General features: G+C 42.6%; 18 protein-coding genes. 4 read left to right on the top strand and 14 right to left on the bottom strand.

From position 1 onward, the window contains the following. The first annotated feature begins 90 nt into the window (after positions 1 to 90). The 4 genes from ABIN91_RS12250 to ABIN91_RS12235 all read left to right on the top strand — a co-directional run bounded on the left by ABIN91_RS12250 (position 91) and on the right by ABIN91_RS12235 (position 2613). The gene (locus ABIN91_RS12250; protein WP_348051398.1) at positions 91 to 672 is read left to right on the top strand and encodes a hypothetical protein; all 582 of its coding nucleotides are present in this window, start codon (positions 91 to 93) and stop codon (positions 670 to 672) included. Positions 673 to 718: 46 nt separating this feature from the next. Next, a complete protein-coding gene (locus tag ABIN91_RS12245; protein ID WP_348051397.1) occupies positions 719 to 1012 on the top strand; it encodes a hypothetical protein in 294 nt (97 codons plus the stop codon). A 28-nt stretch (positions 1013 to 1040) separates the two neighbouring features. Next, a complete protein-coding gene (locus ABIN91_RS12240; RefSeq protein WP_348051396.1) occupies positions 1041 to 1748 on the top strand; it encodes a DsbA family protein in 708 nt (235 codons plus the stop codon). 82 nt (positions 1749 to 1830) lie between these two features. Beyond that, positions 1831 to 2613: a helix-turn-helix transcriptional regulator gene (locus ABIN91_RS12235; RefSeq protein ID WP_348051395.1), complete on the top strand. Its 783-nt coding sequence runs from the start codon at positions 1831 to 1833 to the stop codon at positions 2611 to 2613. On the opposite strand, the gene ABIN91_RS12230 is transcribed toward ABIN91_RS12235, so the two are convergent. From ABIN91_RS12230 to ABIN91_RS12165, 14 genes are all read right to left on the bottom strand, one after another. Beyond that, complete coding sequence (locus tag ABIN91_RS12230; protein ID WP_348051394.1) at positions 2581 to 3966, bottom strand: LutB/LldF family L-lactate oxidation iron-sulfur protein; 1386 nt, start codon at positions 3964 to 3966, stop codon at positions 2581 to 2583. The two genes, ABIN91_RS12235 and ABIN91_RS12230, sit on opposite strands and share 33 nt — an antisense overlap. An 81-nt stretch (positions 3967 to 4047) precedes the next feature. Next, complete coding sequence (locus tag ABIN91_RS12225; RefSeq protein WP_348051393.1) at positions 4048 to 5571, bottom strand: M28 family peptidase; 1524 nt, start codon at positions 5569 to 5571, stop codon at positions 4048 to 4050. A gap of 104 nt (positions 5572 to 5675) precedes the next feature. Further along, entirely contained in the window at positions 5676 to 6107 is a 432-nt protein-coding gene (gene rpiB / locus ABIN91_RS12220) for a ribose 5-phosphate isomerase B (RefSeq protein ID WP_348051392.1), read from the bottom strand. After that, on the bottom strand, positions 6107 to 6973 hold the full coding sequence (gene tatC / locus ABIN91_RS12215; RefSeq protein ID WP_348051391.1) for a twin-arginine translocase subunit TatC: 867 nt from the start codon (positions 6971 to 6973) through the stop codon (positions 6107 to 6109). Before tatC ends, rpiB begins: the two co-directional genes overlap by 1 nt. A gap of 84 nt (positions 6974 to 7057) precedes the next feature. Continuing rightward, complete coding sequence (gene accC, locus ABIN91_RS12210; protein ID WP_348051412.1) at positions 7058 to 8401, bottom strand: acetyl-CoA carboxylase biotin carboxylase subunit; 1344 nt, start codon at positions 8399 to 8401, stop codon at positions 7058 to 7060. 132 nt (positions 8402 to 8533) lie between these two features. Then, on the bottom strand, positions 8534 to 8998 hold the full coding sequence (gene accB, locus ABIN91_RS12205; protein WP_348051390.1) for an acetyl-CoA carboxylase biotin carboxyl carrier protein: 465 nt from the start codon (positions 8996 to 8998) through the stop codon (positions 8534 to 8536). Between the two features lie 75 nt (positions 8999 to 9073). Continuing rightward, positions 9074 to 10063 carry a beta-ketoacyl-ACP synthase III gene (locus ABIN91_RS12200; protein ID WP_348051389.1) on the bottom strand — a complete coding sequence of 330 codons (990 nt, stop codon included), beginning with the start codon at positions 10061 to 10063 and terminating at the stop codon, positions 9074 to 9076. Between the two features lie 11 nt (positions 10064 to 10074). Continuing rightward, positions 10075 to 11013 carry a phosphate acyltransferase PlsX gene (gene plsX, locus ABIN91_RS12195; protein ID WP_348051388.1) on the bottom strand — a complete coding sequence of 313 codons (939 nt, stop codon included), beginning with the start codon at positions 11011 to 11013 and terminating at the stop codon, positions 10075 to 10077. 14 nt (positions 11014 to 11027) lie between these two features. Continuing rightward, complete coding sequence (gene rpmF, locus ABIN91_RS12190) at positions 11028 to 11222, bottom strand: 50S ribosomal protein L32 (RefSeq protein ID WP_348051387.1); 195 nt, start codon at positions 11220 to 11222, stop codon at positions 11028 to 11030. A 19-nt stretch (positions 11223 to 11241) separates the two neighbouring features. Beyond that, positions 11242 to 11769, bottom strand: a complete 528-nt coding sequence (locus ABIN91_RS12185) for a DUF177 domain-containing protein (RefSeq protein WP_348051386.1) — start codon at positions 11767 to 11769, stop codon at positions 11242 to 11244. Between the two features lie 304 nt (positions 11770 to 12073). Beyond that, positions 12074 to 12847: an exodeoxyribonuclease III gene (xth, locus tag ABIN91_RS12180; protein WP_348051385.1), complete on the bottom strand. Its 774-nt coding sequence runs from the start codon at positions 12845 to 12847 to the stop codon at positions 12074 to 12076. Positions 12848 to 12939: 92 nt separating this feature from the next. Then, positions 12940 to 13617 (bottom strand): GNAT family N-acetyltransferase, encoded by a 678-nt coding sequence (locus ABIN91_RS12175; protein WP_348051384.1) that lies wholly within the window; start codon positions 13615 to 13617, stop codon positions 12940 to 12942. A 72-nt stretch (positions 13618 to 13689) separates the two neighbouring features. Beyond that, positions 13690 to 15639, bottom strand: a complete 1950-nt coding sequence (locus ABIN91_RS12170) for a glycoside hydrolase family 97 catalytic domain-containing protein (protein WP_348051383.1) — start codon at positions 15637 to 15639, stop codon at positions 13690 to 13692. A gap of 184 nt (positions 15640 to 15823) precedes the next feature. Then, the coding region (locus ABIN91_RS12165; protein WP_348051382.1) for a T9SS type A sorting domain-containing protein at positions 15824 to 16202 on the bottom strand (379 nt) is incomplete at its 5' end.

Here is a 16202-nt window from a genome sequence, read left to right as displayed (position 1 = left end):
AATACCCATAAGTAGGTATTGCCTTAGCAGTCGCACCAATATAACTTTACCGTTAAGTATTTAAAATCACACTATCCAACCAATCGCGCCATGAAAATTATATTAAGTGTTTTGCTCTCAATGCTTTTTATAAACGTTATAGCACAAAAAGTACCTAACACAGGTACCTATGTAACTTCCGACGGACTTTACACCATGATCATCAGGTACGAGAGTGACAATACCGTAACCATTTTAGAACCCAATAAAGAGTCTAACTACCATGCCCTTGGCGATGATGTTTACGCGTACAAAAACCCGGTTAACAACATTGATTACAGATTAAGAGTGGTTGATAAAACAACTATAGATTGTTACAAACCAGGCAACCCGGATAATATCACCAAAATAACCTATACTGGTTCGCAGCATACGGCTTTCTCAAAAGCAGAAATAGATAGGCTAAAAGGCATCGAAAAATACTATACCGATAAAATAAAAGAAGATAAAGACAATACACAAACCTGGACTTTTTGTGCGGCTGCAGCTATGGCACACATTTATTACAACGAAGAGGGCTACAAACAATACGCCACCAAAGCAGCCAGAAATTTAAAACTGATAACTGTAGATAAAACAAAATGTCCTTGCGAAAACGCTATTCCCCCAGGTATTTGGAATAGTGTTCAATAATTAATGGCACCGTAATAAATTTATAAATCCTATTAAACTAAAAATCATGCGTTTAACAAAAGTACTTTTCCTTGCGTCAATTGTAGCACTTACAGCATTCTCATCATGCGAACTTTTAGATGAAGACGAAGATACACAACCAGAAAAAACAGTTGATGCGGTTTGCACAAGCAGCTACAAATCCATCAGCGATGCCCAATTGAATGCTTATTGCGGGGCAGCTTATGCCTACAGGTGTCAGGATGGTAAGGCGCTTTCAAACTCTCAGGTACAATCGGTTTGTTCAAGCTACAATTCCATTAAAACGTCTTCGGCGCCATCTTGTACTTATTGCAAATAATCAACTCTCACATCTAAACAAATAAAAATTGAGTACTGATAAACAACCTAAAGACTATAATATTGACCGGATAATTAAGGTAGCTCAAATTGTTTTACTGGTTGTTATTGTACTGTATGTTTACAAATTAAACCGCAGGGTTAATAAACTCAATCAAAAGCTGGCTAACATTTCCAGTCAGGTTGCCCCGGCTTCTGTGGTCAGGCTTAATTTTGATAAGGCTTCGCCGCAAATAGGTGCTGATGACGCTCGAGTGGTTATGACTGTTTTTTCGGACTTTGAATGTGAGTTCTGTAAATCATTCGCCAAAGAAATACTGCCAAAGCTCAAAACCGACTATATTGACAAGGGTTTGCTAAAGGTCCATTTTCGCTTTTTACCTTTAGAAATACACCAACATGCTTTCATGGCTGCCGAAGCGGCAGCTTATGTAAACCAGCAAGGCAAGTTTTGGCAAATGCACGATTTTCTATTTAACCAACCCTTATTAAATAATAAGATCGTATCCAACTGGCTAGCCAATAACGGGCTTGACACCAATAAATTAAAAACAAACCTTCAAAACCACACCTTTAAAAATCAAATAGATATTGATATAGCCGAAGCTACCAGGGTAGGCATAACAGGCACACCGGCCATTGTAATTAATGGTAATGTTACCTTAGGGTCGCGACAATATGATTATTTTACAGATTTAATTGATAAAGAATTAGCTTCAGCAAATTCCGGATCATAGCCACTGCCAGATATTTTTTTTCTTTGGGATTAACAGGATTTAATTTCTACATTTAGAATTCAAATCCTAATTATCTCTAAATATGGGTAGTTATCTAACCGACCAAGAAAGCCAGGATGCCGCCGTTCGGCAAATATTCTCGTTAGAAGATCACCTTTTCAAAGGCGCAACCAATCTGAATGATGCTGGCAATATTATCCCCGGCGCTATGATGATTCATGATTACAGTACCGTGCAGGTAACTTACATGAACGATTGGGGCTGTAATAAGTTAAACCATACTAAAGACGAGATCAATGATATGGGGAAAGATTATTTCACCAGATTCTTTAAACCAGAACAGGCAGAAAGTTTTATGGCCGACCTGATGAGCCTGTATAACCGTAAGGATGAAACAGAGTTATATAGCTTTTTTCACCAGGTACGCACCGCAGCCGAACCAGATTGGAGCTGGTATTTTGGCATAAGCAAATTTTTTAGGCGGCGGGGCACAAGTAACCTGGGCGAACTTATTGTAATTGCCCACCCTATAGCAGGCATGGGGAACATGGTTAACAAAGTAACCAAAACGCTTGATGAAAATGAGTACATTGTTAAGCACTACAAAAATTTCGCACGCCTTACCAAACGCGAAAAAGAGATTATCAATTTATTATGCACCGGGAAAAACACTGCCGACATTGCAGACGTGCTATTCATCGCGCAGCATACCATAAAAACCCACCGAAAAAACATTAACAAGAAACTTGGTATAAGCAATTATGCCCAACTTATCCGGTTTGGAATGGCGTTTAATTTAGTACAATGCTTAATAGCTTGTTTTGACCTGTCGTTATTCGAGGGTTTTCTCTTTCTCAACCCATAACTTACTGAACGATTTTTCAGCGACCTCCGGCATATCACGGTACTGCCCCCAGGTTTTTTTGAAGAATAATCTCAGGATGCGGTTCTTTCCTTTCCCACCCCAAAAATCGGTAAGCTTACGGCTCAGCATTGCTTTTTTCCAAAGCGCCCAGCCCCAACCTTCCTTTTTAGTATTCAGGTTTTCTTTAACCGAGTCACGCCTGTTAAGCAGTAACATTTTGTGAATATCAATTTTAACCGGACAAACCTCCGAGCAGGCGCCGCACAAGCTCGATGCATTGCTCAGGTGCTTAAAATCTTCCATTCCCCGCATATGCGGAGTAATTACCGAACCTATTGGCCCGCTATATGGTGTATTATAAGTATGGCCACCAACATTTTTATATATCGGGCAGGCATTAAGGCAAGCCCCGCAGCGGATGCAATATAGACCTTGTCGCTGCTCCTTTTGAGCCAGCAGATTAGTACGGCCGTTATCCAGTAGTATAACATACATCTCTTCCGGACCGTCGGTTTCATTAGGCTGTCGCGGGCCGCTCAAAATAGTATTGTAAACAGTCAAATTCTGCCCCGTTCCATGCGTAGCCAGCATAGGCCAAAACAGGTCAAGGTCGGCCATTGATGGGATGATCTTCTCTATCCCCACAATAGCGATATGTATCTTAGGGAAAGTAGTGCTTAACCGCGCGTTACCCTCATTCTCACTTATCGCGATACTGCCGGTATCGGCAATTAAAAAATTAGCGCCAGTGATACCTACATCGGCACTCAAGTATTTTTCACGCAGCAATTCCCGCGCTTTCAAAACAATCTGTTCAGATGTCGCGTCTATCGGCGTACCAAAACGTTCGTTAAATAGTTTGGCAATATCATCTTTAGATAAGTGCATTGCCGGGGTAACAATATGATATGGCTTTTGCCCAAGCAATTGTACAATATACTCACCCAGGTCCGTCTCTAACGATTCAATATGGTTCGTCTCCAAAAATTCATTCAAATGAATCTCTTCGGTAACCATTGATTTTGATTTGACAACTGTTTTGGCACCGGCCCTTTGCATAATGGCGAGTATTTCACGCTGCGCCTCCTCGGCATTATTGGCCCATATTACCTTACCGCCACGCCGCTGAAAATTAGCCTCAAACTCCGGCAAAACCTTATCCAGGTTCTCAATAACTTTCCACTTAATTACGTGAGCCTTGCGCTTGGCATTTTCAAGGTTAGCTATGCGCGATAAACCCTTACCAACAGCCGCGTTATACTTGCCTATATTGAAGTTGATAATACGGCGATGATCCGTATCAAACACCTTATTTTCGGATGCAACAACAAATTCTTCGGCAATGCTTGTCATGTAAGCGAAAATAAGATTTTTATGCAGAAAAGAATGTCACTATTTCCTAACAATCCAAAATCGAAACTTCTAAATCAAAATCTAAAACACATCTACTTGCGGCTTCTTATCCCTATTCGCTAACTCCCAACCCGTATAAAATACCAACTGCGCACGCTTAACCAACAGCGGAAAATTGATCTTACTCACCTCATCCGTCGGCTTGTGGTAATCGGCATGTACGCCGTTAAAGTAGAAGATAATGGGTACGCCATGCTTGGCAAAGTTGTAATGATCTGAGCGGTAATAGTATCTGTTTTTGTCGGTAGTGTTATCATACGTGTAATCCAATATCAGGTTGGTATATTTCTTATTTGTGGCTTCGCTTATGCTGCGCAACTCAACACTTAACATACCCGAGCCTATCGCGTAAACATAATTACTGCTATCCGCTTTTCCAATATAATCGCTACCTACACGGCCTATCATATCAATATTCAAATCGGTAATGGTGTTTTTTAATGGAAAAACAGGATGATCAGTATAATATTCCGAGCCTAACAAACCTTTCTCTTCACCCACATTCCCCAAAAACAAAATGCTACGGCGCGGGCCATGCCCCTCTTTTTTTGCTTGCGCGAAAGCCCTTGCAATTTCCAGTATCCCGGTAGTACCAGATCCATCATCATCGGCACCATTGTTAACCTTGTCTGTACCGCTTTTGGTTAACCCGATATGATCATAATGTGCCGAAAATACCAACACCTGATCTTTCAGATCGGTACCCGGCATATAGCCTAATACCTCAACCGCCCGGCCCGCAGGCTTAGTTGTAGTTGTAATCACAGCAGCAACGTCAGCCTTAATAACCTGGTTAGCCTGCATCCCTTTATCATCCCCCGAAGCTTTGAACGTTTCAAAAGTTTCGCCCGAATTGATCAGCAACTGGTTAGCGACATCAGCGGTGATACTAAATACCGGCGCAAGCGGAGTTTTGGTTTGGATAACTAAAGTTGCTCCGCCACGCCCAACCCGGCCCTTGCTTATATTATCTGCCACAGCAGCCGAGGTCGAGATAATAAACAACGGTTTTTTAGTTTGTAAAAATGCGATACGGTTGGTTACATTGCTCGGTGTTTCGCCATCATTCACCAAAAAGATAGCTTTACCCGTAATATCAGTATTACCTAATTCAGCAGCCACATCGCCACCTACCTTGTGACCCAGAAATACAATTTCCTTAGCGGCGAAATTATGATCACCCGCAATTACCGCGTTTGAGCTGGCGTAAAAATCTTTTTTATAAGCGTATGATGTTCCGTTAATGGTCAAAGTTTTCACCTCGAACGAAGCCTCGATCAAAGGCACATCCTGAAAATATGAGCCATTCGCCGGGGCTTGCAAACCTAGTCTTTTAAATTCAGCGGCAATATAATTCGCGGCCATCATAGCTCCAGGCTTGCCCGTTTCACGGCCTTCAAAAGCATCAGATGCTAAAATATTCAGATGCCTTTTGGCATCATCTACAGAAATTAATTTGGCATATTTTGTGGCTACCGGGCTCTTTTGCGCGATAGCGCAAGCCGAAAATAACAAAGCCGCTAATCCGGCATGGATCTTCTTCATGGTTATAATTTTATGAGGTCAATTAACAATTCATCGCAGGCAATGCGATGAATTAAAACGAAGATAGCTATTTTAACAATTAGCCTTTGTAAAAAAGCTATTGCCTAACAATGCATTTTGTTTACACGGTTGGCGTGCCTGCCACCTTCAAACTCGGTAGTAAAAAAGGTTTCTACAATTTGCTGTGCCGTTTCAAATGATATAAAACGCTCGGGGATACAAACAATATTGGCATTATTATGCTGACGGGCCAAAGCGGCCAGTTCTTCGTTCCAGCAAATGGCCGCGCGTATGCCCTGGTGTTTATTGGCGGTAATAGCCACACCGTTCGCGCTTCCGCAGATCAGGATACCCAGGTCATACTCCCCACTCTCAACCGCCGAAGCAACGGGGTGTGCAAAGTCAGGATAATCAACCGAACTGGTATCATAGGTACCAAAATCCTTCAACTCTTTTACTTGCAAAGTATTTAACAACTCTTGTTTGTAAGCAAAACCCGCGTGGTCGCTACCTATGGCTATCTTCAAATTATGCATTATGCCTTACCGTAAAATTCTAATTCTTTCTTTTGTTTCCTTTTCACAACCCTCTTAGCCACACCTATGCTGATCTCGTACAAACCAAACAATGGCATACTGATCACCAGCATGGTAGTTACATCAGGCGTAGGTGTTACCAGCATAGCCACGATCAGAATGATGATGATGGCATAGCGGCGCTTCTCGCGCATAAACTTATCGGTAACCAAACCAATGGTTGCCAGTACAAATATCACAATCGGGAGTTGGAAAACCACCCCGCTAACCAGGGTCAAGGTTGCTACCGATGTTACGTAAGAGTCAATGGTGAAGATATTCTCGATATCCGGACTGATCTGGTAATTGGTTAAAAAATGGATAGAAAGTGGAGCAACTACAAAGTATCCAAAAAGTACACCGCTAAAAAACAAGGCTGATGCAAAAAACACAAATCCACTTGCAGCTTTACGTTCTTTCTCTAACAAGGCTGGTTTAACAAAGCTCCATATTTCCCACAATAAATAAGGGAAACCGCAGGTAATACCAATAATTAATGCCGCGTTAATTTGCAAACTAAACTGACCGGCCATTTCGGTATTCTGTATTTTACCGGGGATACTGGTAATACACATACTATCGCTATGCAATTGTTGGCCTAACCAACACATAAAACGATAGGTGGCAAAGCTTGGAGTTTTAGGCCCCATAATTATGGTATTCCAAATATCATCAAAAAAGTAAAATGCCAGCCCGCCGAAAATGATAACCGCTACCGCCGCCCTAATTAAGTGCCACCTTAAAACCTCAAGGTGATCAAAAAACGACATTTCGCCTTCAATACTTTTAGCTTTGCCTTTTATGGCATCAACAATTTTGTTACTCATATATGTTTAAACAAAAATACCATTCTAAATTATATTATGATAATGTAGAATGGTACTTACGGTTTATTTGCTGTAGCAGTTTAATTAATCTTCCGAATACTCAAAAGTTTCCATAAACTTGGTAGTAAAGTTACCTGCTCTAAAGTTAGGGTCTTTTAATAATTTCAGGTGGAAAGGTATGGTAGTCTTAACACCTTCTATTACAAACTCACTCAAGGCACGCTCCATGGTACTCAAAGCTTCTTCGCGGGTTTGCGCCACGCAGATCACTTTAGCGATCATCGAATCGTAGTTAGGCGGAATAACGTATCCTGTGTAAACATGGGTATCAATACGCACTCCGTGGCCACCTGGCGAGTGGAAGTTGGTGATCTTACCCGGTGAAGGGCGGAAGTTATTGAACGGATCCTCGGCATTGATACGGCACTCTATGGCATGCATAGTTGGCTCGTAATTTTTACCGGAGATGGGTACGCCCGATGCTACTTTAATTTGTTCTTTAATTAAGTCGAAGTTGATTACTTCTTCCGTTACCGGATGCTCTACCTGTATCCTGGTATTCATTTCCATAAAGTAGAAGTTGCGGTCTTTATCAACCAAAAACTCTACTGTACCTGCTCCTTCGTATTTAACGGCTTTGGCGCCTTTAATAGCGGCCTCACCCATTTTTTTACGGAGTTTTTCGGTCATGAAAGGCGATGGTGCCTCCTCAACCAACTTTTGGTGACGGCGTTGTATCGAGCAGTCACGTTCTGATAAGTGGCAAACCTTACCATATTGATCGCCTACTATCTGTATCTCGATGTGGCGGGGGTCAACAACGTATTTCTCCAAATACAAACCATCGTTACCGAAGGCCGCGCCAGATTCCGCTTTCGCCGAATCCCAGGCTGGTTCAAATTCGCTGTCTTTCCAAACCACACGCATACCACGGCCACCACCACCGGCGGTTGCTTTCAGTATAACAGGGTAGCCTATTTTGTTTGATATGGCAATACCTTCTTTAATATCGGTAACCAAACCTTTTGAGCCTGGTATAGTTGGCACACCGGCCTTTTCCATTGTGGCTTTAGCCGAAGCCTTATCGCCCATGGCATTGATCTGATCGGCAGTAGCGCCGATGAACTTGATATTGTATTCGGCACAAATAGCCGAGAATTTAGCATTCTCCGAAAGGAAACCGTAACCCGGGTGTATCGCGTCGGCATTGGTTAACTCGGCGGCAGAAATAATATTAGGAATGTTTAAATAAGAATCGCGGCTTGGCGGCGGACCGATACAAACGGCTTCATCAGCAAAACGAACGTGTAAGCTATCTCTGTCGGCAGTTGAATATACGGCTACGGTTTTAATACCCATCTCTTTACAGGTGCGAATAATACGCAGGGCAATTTCACCGCGGTTAGCTATCAATATTTTTTTAAACATTTTATTATTAGCTAATGTGTTGGTTGTCATGTTAGGGGGGATTTAGTTAATGGGTTACCGAGTTATTGGTAATTGAGCATTTAAAACTATTGCCTTAAATAACTGAATAACCAATAACCCAATAACTAAACACTATATAGGCTCAACCAAAAATAGAGGTTGATCATACTCTACCGGCGATGCGTTATCAACCAGTATCTTAACTACACGGCCAGATACTTCCGACTCGATCTCGTTAAACAATTTCATCGCTTCGATAATACAGATCACGTCACCTGTATTGATCTCATCGCCAACGTTTACAAATAATGGTTTATCAGGGCCGGCAGAACGGTAGAATGTACCTATCATTGGCGACCTTACGGTGATATATTTTGAAGTATCAGGTGCGGCAGGTGCAGCCTCTGCAGCAGGAGCGGCAGCTACAGGAGCAGCGGCAACAGGCGCAGGTGCATGCAAAGGTACAGTTGCCTGTACATAAGTGGGTGCCTGGTTGGTTTTGATGGTGATCTTAAAGTCCTCTTGCTCAATAGCAACCTCGTTAACACCAGATTTGGCTACGAAGCGGATAAGTTCTTGAATTTGTTTAATATCCATTGTTAGGTATGTGGGTGGTTTGGATAGATTAAGATGTCTAAGTTATAACAAAATAACTAAAAAAAGTTTTGTTAATTAATAGGCCCATTTTAAATAAATGGAACCCCAGGTAAAGCCGCCGCCAAATGCTGCTAAAATAAGCGTATCGCCTTTTTTGAGCTTGCTCTCCCATTCCCATAAACAAAGCGGGATGGTGCCGTTGGTAGTATTACCATATTTTTCAATGTTGATCATTACCCTTTCGGATGTTACACCGGTACGGGCAGCGGTAGCATCAATAATACGTTTGTTAGCCTGGTGCGGTACTAACCAGGTTACATCATCAGCGGTAACGCCATTGCGCTCCATTACCTCGGCGGCAACTTCGGCCATGTTGGTTACCGCGAATTTAAATACGGTTCTACCTTCCTGGAAAGCGAAATGCTCTTTAGCGTCAACGGTTTCGTGAGATGCAGGGTGTAGTGAACCACCTGCTTTTTGATTTAAGTACGCACGGCCAGATCCATCTGTTTTGCAGATAGAATCAATAATACCGTTACCTTCTGTATTAGGCTCAAGCAGGGCAGCGCCTGCGCCATCGCCAAATATGATACAGGTTGCCCTATCTTCATAATTGATGATCGACGACATTTTATCGCCGCCTACTATCAATACTTTAGTGTATTTTCCGCTTTCTATAAAACCTGCGCCGGTGGCCAGGCCAAATATAAAGCCCGAGCATGCAGCATTCAAATCATATCCCCAGGCATTTTTTGCGCCAATTCTGTCGGCCAGTATGTTTGCCGTTGCCGGGAAAGGCATATCAGGGGTTGAGGTACAAAAGATGATCACTTCGATCTCTTCCGCGCTAATTCCTCGTTTCTTTAACAACTCTTCTACAGCCGGTACAGCCATGTCTGATGTTGCCAGGCCTTCGCCTTTCAATATCCTGCGTTCTTTAATTCCGGTGCGGGTAGTTATCCATTCGTCGTTAGTATCAACCATGGTTTCCAGTTCTTCGTTCGTTAAAACGTAATCTGGAACGTAACCACCAACAGCCGTTATAGCAGCATGAATTTTACTCATCTATTTCCTTTTTATTGAAAAGCCTGTTTGATTTTTTCAACAAGGCCGCTCTCGACCATGTCCCTCGACAAAAGTACCATATTCTTAATGGCCTTCGGCGTTGAGATACCGTGACCAACTACAACCGGGGCATTAACACCCAAAATTGGGCTGCCACCGTATTCCTCGTAGTTAAGGCGGTCAAAAAACTCATCCTGAAATTTCTTCCGCATGGCAACCACGTAAAAAGATTCGGCCATTTTAAGCACTACGTTACCTGTAAAACCATCGCAAACAATAACGTCGCTATGGTCGCTAAACAAGTCGCGGCCCTCAACATTTCCTACAAAATTAAACTTGGTGCTCTCTTTCATCAACGGGTAAGTAGCCTGTAAAAGCAAATTGCCTTTTTCTTCTTCCTCACCAATGTTCATTAAGGCAACCCGTGGGTTTGCTATTTTGTAAATGTTTTCGGCAAACAAACTACCTAAAATGCCAAATTGAAGCAGGTTCTCTGCTTTGCAATCCGCATTGGCGCCAACATCTAACAAAATTGACAGGCCGCCTTTTAATTTAGGGGCAATAGCCGTCATGGCCGGGCGTAAAACGCCTGGTATGGCTTTAACACTAAACATAGAACCTACAAGCATAGCGCCTGTGTTCCCTGCAGATGAAAAAGTTTGGATATTACCTTCCTTTAATAACTGGAAGCCAACACTAATGCTCGAATTTGGTTTTTGAACAACCGCTTTTGTAGGATGCTCACCCATGCCTATCACTTCGGTTGTGTGAACAAATTCAAAGTGATCCTGGTTAAAATTATTTTCCTGAAGAATGTTTACAGCCACCTCCTTATCGCCGATCAGAACAAGATGTTCCCCTGCCGATAAAGCCTCGTGAGCCGCAATTGCACCTAAAACTGTAGCCTGGGGTGCGTAATCGCCACCCATTATATCTAAGCCAATCTTCATTTCAGAAAATTAACTTAAACAGCCGCTGCAGTGTTCTCGATCAGAATTTTTCCGTTGAAGTAAACATTACCATCAACAGTATATGCTCTGTGTGGTAAATGCACAGCACCTGTAGTTTTGCAGGTAGTTAAAGTAGGAGCCTCAGCTTTGTAGTGTGTTCTACGCTTGTCTCTTCTCGATTTCGATATTTTCCGTTTCGGGTGTGCCATAACTTTGGTATTACTATTATTATTTAATTTTTTTCAACGCGTCCCACCGTGGGTCCGCATCTTCACTTGGTGGTTCTTCACCGCTTGCCAGTTTATCCAACTTGTCAAGCATCTCTATATCACAATATTCTGTTTTACCTTCATAGCCGCAAACCGCAACAAACGGAACCGCGACACTTATATACTCATATATCAAACCAGCTACGTTGATCTCATGATCATTTTTGCTGAGCGTGATAATATCAACCTCATCATCACCTATCTCCACCTCGCCAAACTTGGCTATGGCCCGCTCCCCTGCTTCAATTTGCTGAGGGTAATTGGCCAGGCAGCGGTCGCAACCCAGGTCGATAGTTCCGCTGATCTTAAAATCCAGGATGATCATTGTTTCCTGTTTATCAAGATCAACCTGGCAATTCAATTTGCCGTCTTTTACTAATGAATATTCAAATTCATCGAAAAATGCCTTTGTTATCTCAAAATCGAAAGAGTGCTTCCCGAGTTTGAGCCCTGTATAGGGAATCGAATATGGTTTGAGCGATTTCAATGAGCGATAATTAGCCCGCAAATTTAGGAAAAATAATACAAGTGGAAAGAGTTTTTTCAAAAATGGGGAAAGGGGTTTAGTCGATGGTTCAAATACTGCCTATATAGCAGTGTGTGAGCTGTTTTATTAATGGAATTTTAATGTTCCAAACCTTGCTTTTTATAGCTCTGTGAACCCCAAGTCTTCTCAGTGCCTCTCTGTTGTAGAAGTTAACCACAAAGATCACGGAGATTTTTCACAAAGAGATACAGAGTTTTGAGTTCAATAATTCGTGAAATTCGATTTTAATTAGAGATAATTAGTGTTATTCGGCTAACTCTATCCAAACCGGACAATGGTCACTTGTCTTCTCCCAGCCGCGCACATTGCGGTCAACGGCTCCGGCCACAAGGCGGCTATCCAACTGCGGACTCAGCAAAAAATGATCGATACGTAGCCCCGCATCACGCCCATAAGCATTACGGAAGTAATCATAAAACGTATAGATCTTCTGATCGGGATAAAGCTTGCGTATCGCGTCCGTCCAGCCTTGCGCAACCAGATTTTTAAATGCCTCGCGTGTTTCTGGTCGGAATAAGGCGTCTTCCACCCAACGCTCTGGTTTATAAACATCCAATTCGGTTGGCATCACATTATAATCTCCGGTTATTACCACCGGTTTGCCCGATGCCAGCAGATCTGCCGCGTGAAGGGTCAATCGTTCAAACCAGCGTAATTTATAATCAAACTTTGGCCCCGGTGCAGGGTTGCCGTTTGGCAGATACAAACAACCGATAGTGATCCCGTTTACCACAGCTTCAATGTACCGGCTATGCTCATCCTCCGGGTCGCCGGGCAGGGCACGCCTTACCTCGCTTATCTCCATATTCCGGGCCAGTATCGCTACCCCGTTCCAACTCTTTTGCCCATGCCATATCACATTGTAACCTGCATCGCGTATAGCCACCTCCGGAAACTTCTCTTGTGGCGCCTTCAACTCCTGCAGGCAAACAACATCCGGCGTTGTTTCTGCCAGCCAGCGCAACAGTACAGGCAGCCGGCCATTCACTCCATTTACATTATAGGTAGCTATTTTCATAATTCAGCGTATTGGGTTGAAATATTGCTCTGATAAACAAAGTTAAACTTTAAACGTGCAAATCATTTTGTGGGTATAAAACTCATTTATCACTACTTCTGTAACACATAAAAATACACTTCTGTTCTGGTGGCAAACCCCAAACTTTCATAAACCTGAATAGCCCGATCATTATCATACCGCACATGTAAGAAGGGGGTTTCACCAGTGGCTTTAATGCGATGGATCTGATACGGCAACGCCTGCCTTGCATAACCATGCCCCAGATGATCCGGATGAGTACAAACCGCGCTAACCTCAGCGTGGTTTAAAGGGTGCAAACGCTGCCCCGCAATTGATACCAACTTATCACCATCAAAAACACCGTGGTAATGCCCAAACTCAATGGTCCGTTTACCAAAAGGGCCGGGATTGGTTAGTTTGGTAAGCTCCACCATTTGTGGTACATCTTCAACGGTTAAGGGTACAAGCCCGGGTTTTACATCATCAAGCTTCACTTTATCTGTATAAACCATTTGCCGTCCTTTAATCACATTCAATACCTTCCATAATTCCGGTATCTCCATTTCGCTGGTACTAACAAACAATAGCGGATTGTTGTGTGGGATCAACTCATAAAGCTCCTTAAAACTATCTGTCGAATTCTCTTTAAACGCCACAAAAGGCGAAACCTCCCTGTCAAAATATTTAACCCTTTCGGTACCGAAAGCCAGGTGGCTGTTACCCCCAATTAAAGCGTTCCAGGCAGGGTTATCTAATATATATTCCATCCCTTATTATAACAAATTTTCACAGTAATGCAAAAGCCAAGACGATCTAATTTATTGTAACCACTTAGTAGCTTAACTCCTGTCGGGCCGGTAAATAATTGCCTGGCCGCCTTTTGCATTTAATTCAATGGGTAAAACATCGCCTTTTTTAACCCGGATTTCTCTTTTCCTAACTCCGCCCGCGTTATCATCTTCGTAAATTGTAGCGGTGTATGGTTTGCCTTTGTCCAGGAAATCCAATTTAACGGATGTATTCCATTTATTGAGGCCCGCTGCCGACCCCATGTACCAAATGTTATCTTTTTTGCGTACTACACTTATGGATTCTCCTATCTCCCCGGCAAGGTAAATCGATTGGTCCCAAACGGTAGGAACATATCTGAAAAACTCAATGTCGTTTTCATCTTTATAATCTTCAGACCGGCCATACCAAAATATGGCCTGTAAAGGATCAAAATACACCACCGTTAAAGCCATTTGCTGCCCTTTACTCACTTTTAAATTTTTTGCAAAGTTGTCGCGGCTGTTCGGGTAACAAAAGGTAAAGTCTGCGGGCCCGGCCAGATAACGGGTATAAGGCAGTACGGTAGTATGAAAAGCGTCGGGGCTATTCTCATCCCCACGAATACCCTCCTGACTTAAATTATTCGGATATCTTCTGCTCAAACCAGTAGGCTTATAATGGTCATGTACGTTCAGGATGAAACCCCAGTCGCTAACTTTCTGCATCGCGCTGTCCAGCCAGGTCAATCCTTGTTGCGTCCCCCCGTCCACAAAACCGAATTTGATACCTGCGACCCCCCACTTTTTAAAGAGCGGAAGAATGGTATCTATCTTAGCTTTGAGGCCTACATAATTTACATAAAGAATAACCCCTATGCCTTTTGAGCGCGCATGCGCGATAATAGAGGCCATATCAACAGTCGGGATTGGTTTTGTGGGATCAGAAGTTGTGCGAAACTCGGCTCCATACCAGCCAGCATCAAGCATGATATATTGAAAATTTTGTCTTGCCGCAAAATCTGCACCATCAATTGCACCTTTGGTTGAGATAGGCACTCTGAAAACTTTGCCTGGCTTGATGCCCTTAGGTATGACATTGCTTACCGGCGTAACCAGTTTAAGATTAAGCGCGCTAAATTGATGCAAGCCGATGGCACTTGTGGCAAAACTAATTGTTCGCCATGGTGTAATAAGGCTGTCCCTAAATACTATTTGTGTATCTTTTTGAATGGCGCTTACCGCGTGGTTTCGGTAAAGTGTATCTATATAAAAACTAAGCGCCAAACTCTGCGGTTTGCTGCCTTTTATCAAAACGCTTTTTGAATAATTCCGGTTTTCAGCTTCACCAACACTTAAGTATATATGATTGCGGGATACCATGGTAGACGGAAGATCACTTATACCCGGAAGGGAATCAATCTGGACAGGCCGGAAGATCGATTCTTCGTGATACTGGTAAATCGTATAAGGTTGGGTAAAGTTAAACTCAGTCAGTTCCTTCTCCAAACGCAGCGGTTTTTGCCCCGTAAGATTCCTGATCATATATCTAAAACAAAAACTGCCATTGTAGATGCGACAGGATAGCTCGAAATTGGCATCTGCCGACTGGCAGTGTAATAAAATTTCCCGAAAGTTATTATCAATACGGGCATCTTCTCCCAGTGGCCATTCAAAAGATTCCTGGTGGTTATGCTCCTCTTTTTCCGTTATGCTGACGCCGCTAACATAATTTCCCCTATCGGTTTTAAGCCCTAATACAGACCAGTCTATCATCGTTTTTTTATTAAAAACAACGCGGTAAGAGAGTTGCCGAATATTATTCAGTTTAATTTGTACCTGTGTATGCCCGTCAGGCGATTTGCTACTGCATAGTACTGAATCCTGTCCTTTGCTTTCTTTTACGGATACGAAAAATAAAACAAAAAGGAAAATCATGAGCCTGTAAAAATGGCCTCTACCTCTTATCGCCACCTTTAGTTCATTGTTGATGATAGCGCTACTGTAACATGACTTTTTCATATTCGTTATTTCGATAATGTTTTGATCTTATCATTTTTTTTAAGTGATCCGATGTCGATCTGGTCAAACATGGAGGTAATATTTACCTCCGTTTATGATATTTTTTTCGCTTACCAAGTAAGCAAAAAAATTCCAGGTAATCATCTTATCATAAAATGATTACCTGGAAAGAGGGGAAAATCTATTACTGGTTCACCATGATCCTAAGGGAGGATAAGTTGTTAAGTTGAACGAAATACACACCAGGAGGATAGGTTCCCGATAAGGGTACGAGTAATGCATCCCCATCAGCTTTAAAAGTATTGGTCTGCATGATCTTTCCGTAAGCATCCCTTATCCTTACGGTTATGGATTGATTGACCAGTTCGCTGGTTAGCTTGACCGAGAAACGGGTATCGACCAATGGATTAGGATAAATGATCAATCTATCGGAAAAGGGCTTGTTGATATCAACAGCAGGTGGCATCAATGCAATATCTTTGCTGCTGGCGGCTATCGCGTTTGTGGATAGGGCTGCGGGTTCCGTACCATAGATCAAAACACCCTTGTCATACACGGTGATG

The organism is Mucilaginibacter sp. (genome assembly GCF_039921305.1).
Classification (GTDB): Bacteria; Bacteroidota; Bacteroidia; order Sphingobacteriales; family Sphingobacteriaceae; genus Mucilaginibacter.
The sequence above is the reverse complement of the archived record's forward strand: the minus strand, read 5'-3'. Positions and strand labels throughout refer to the sequence as shown.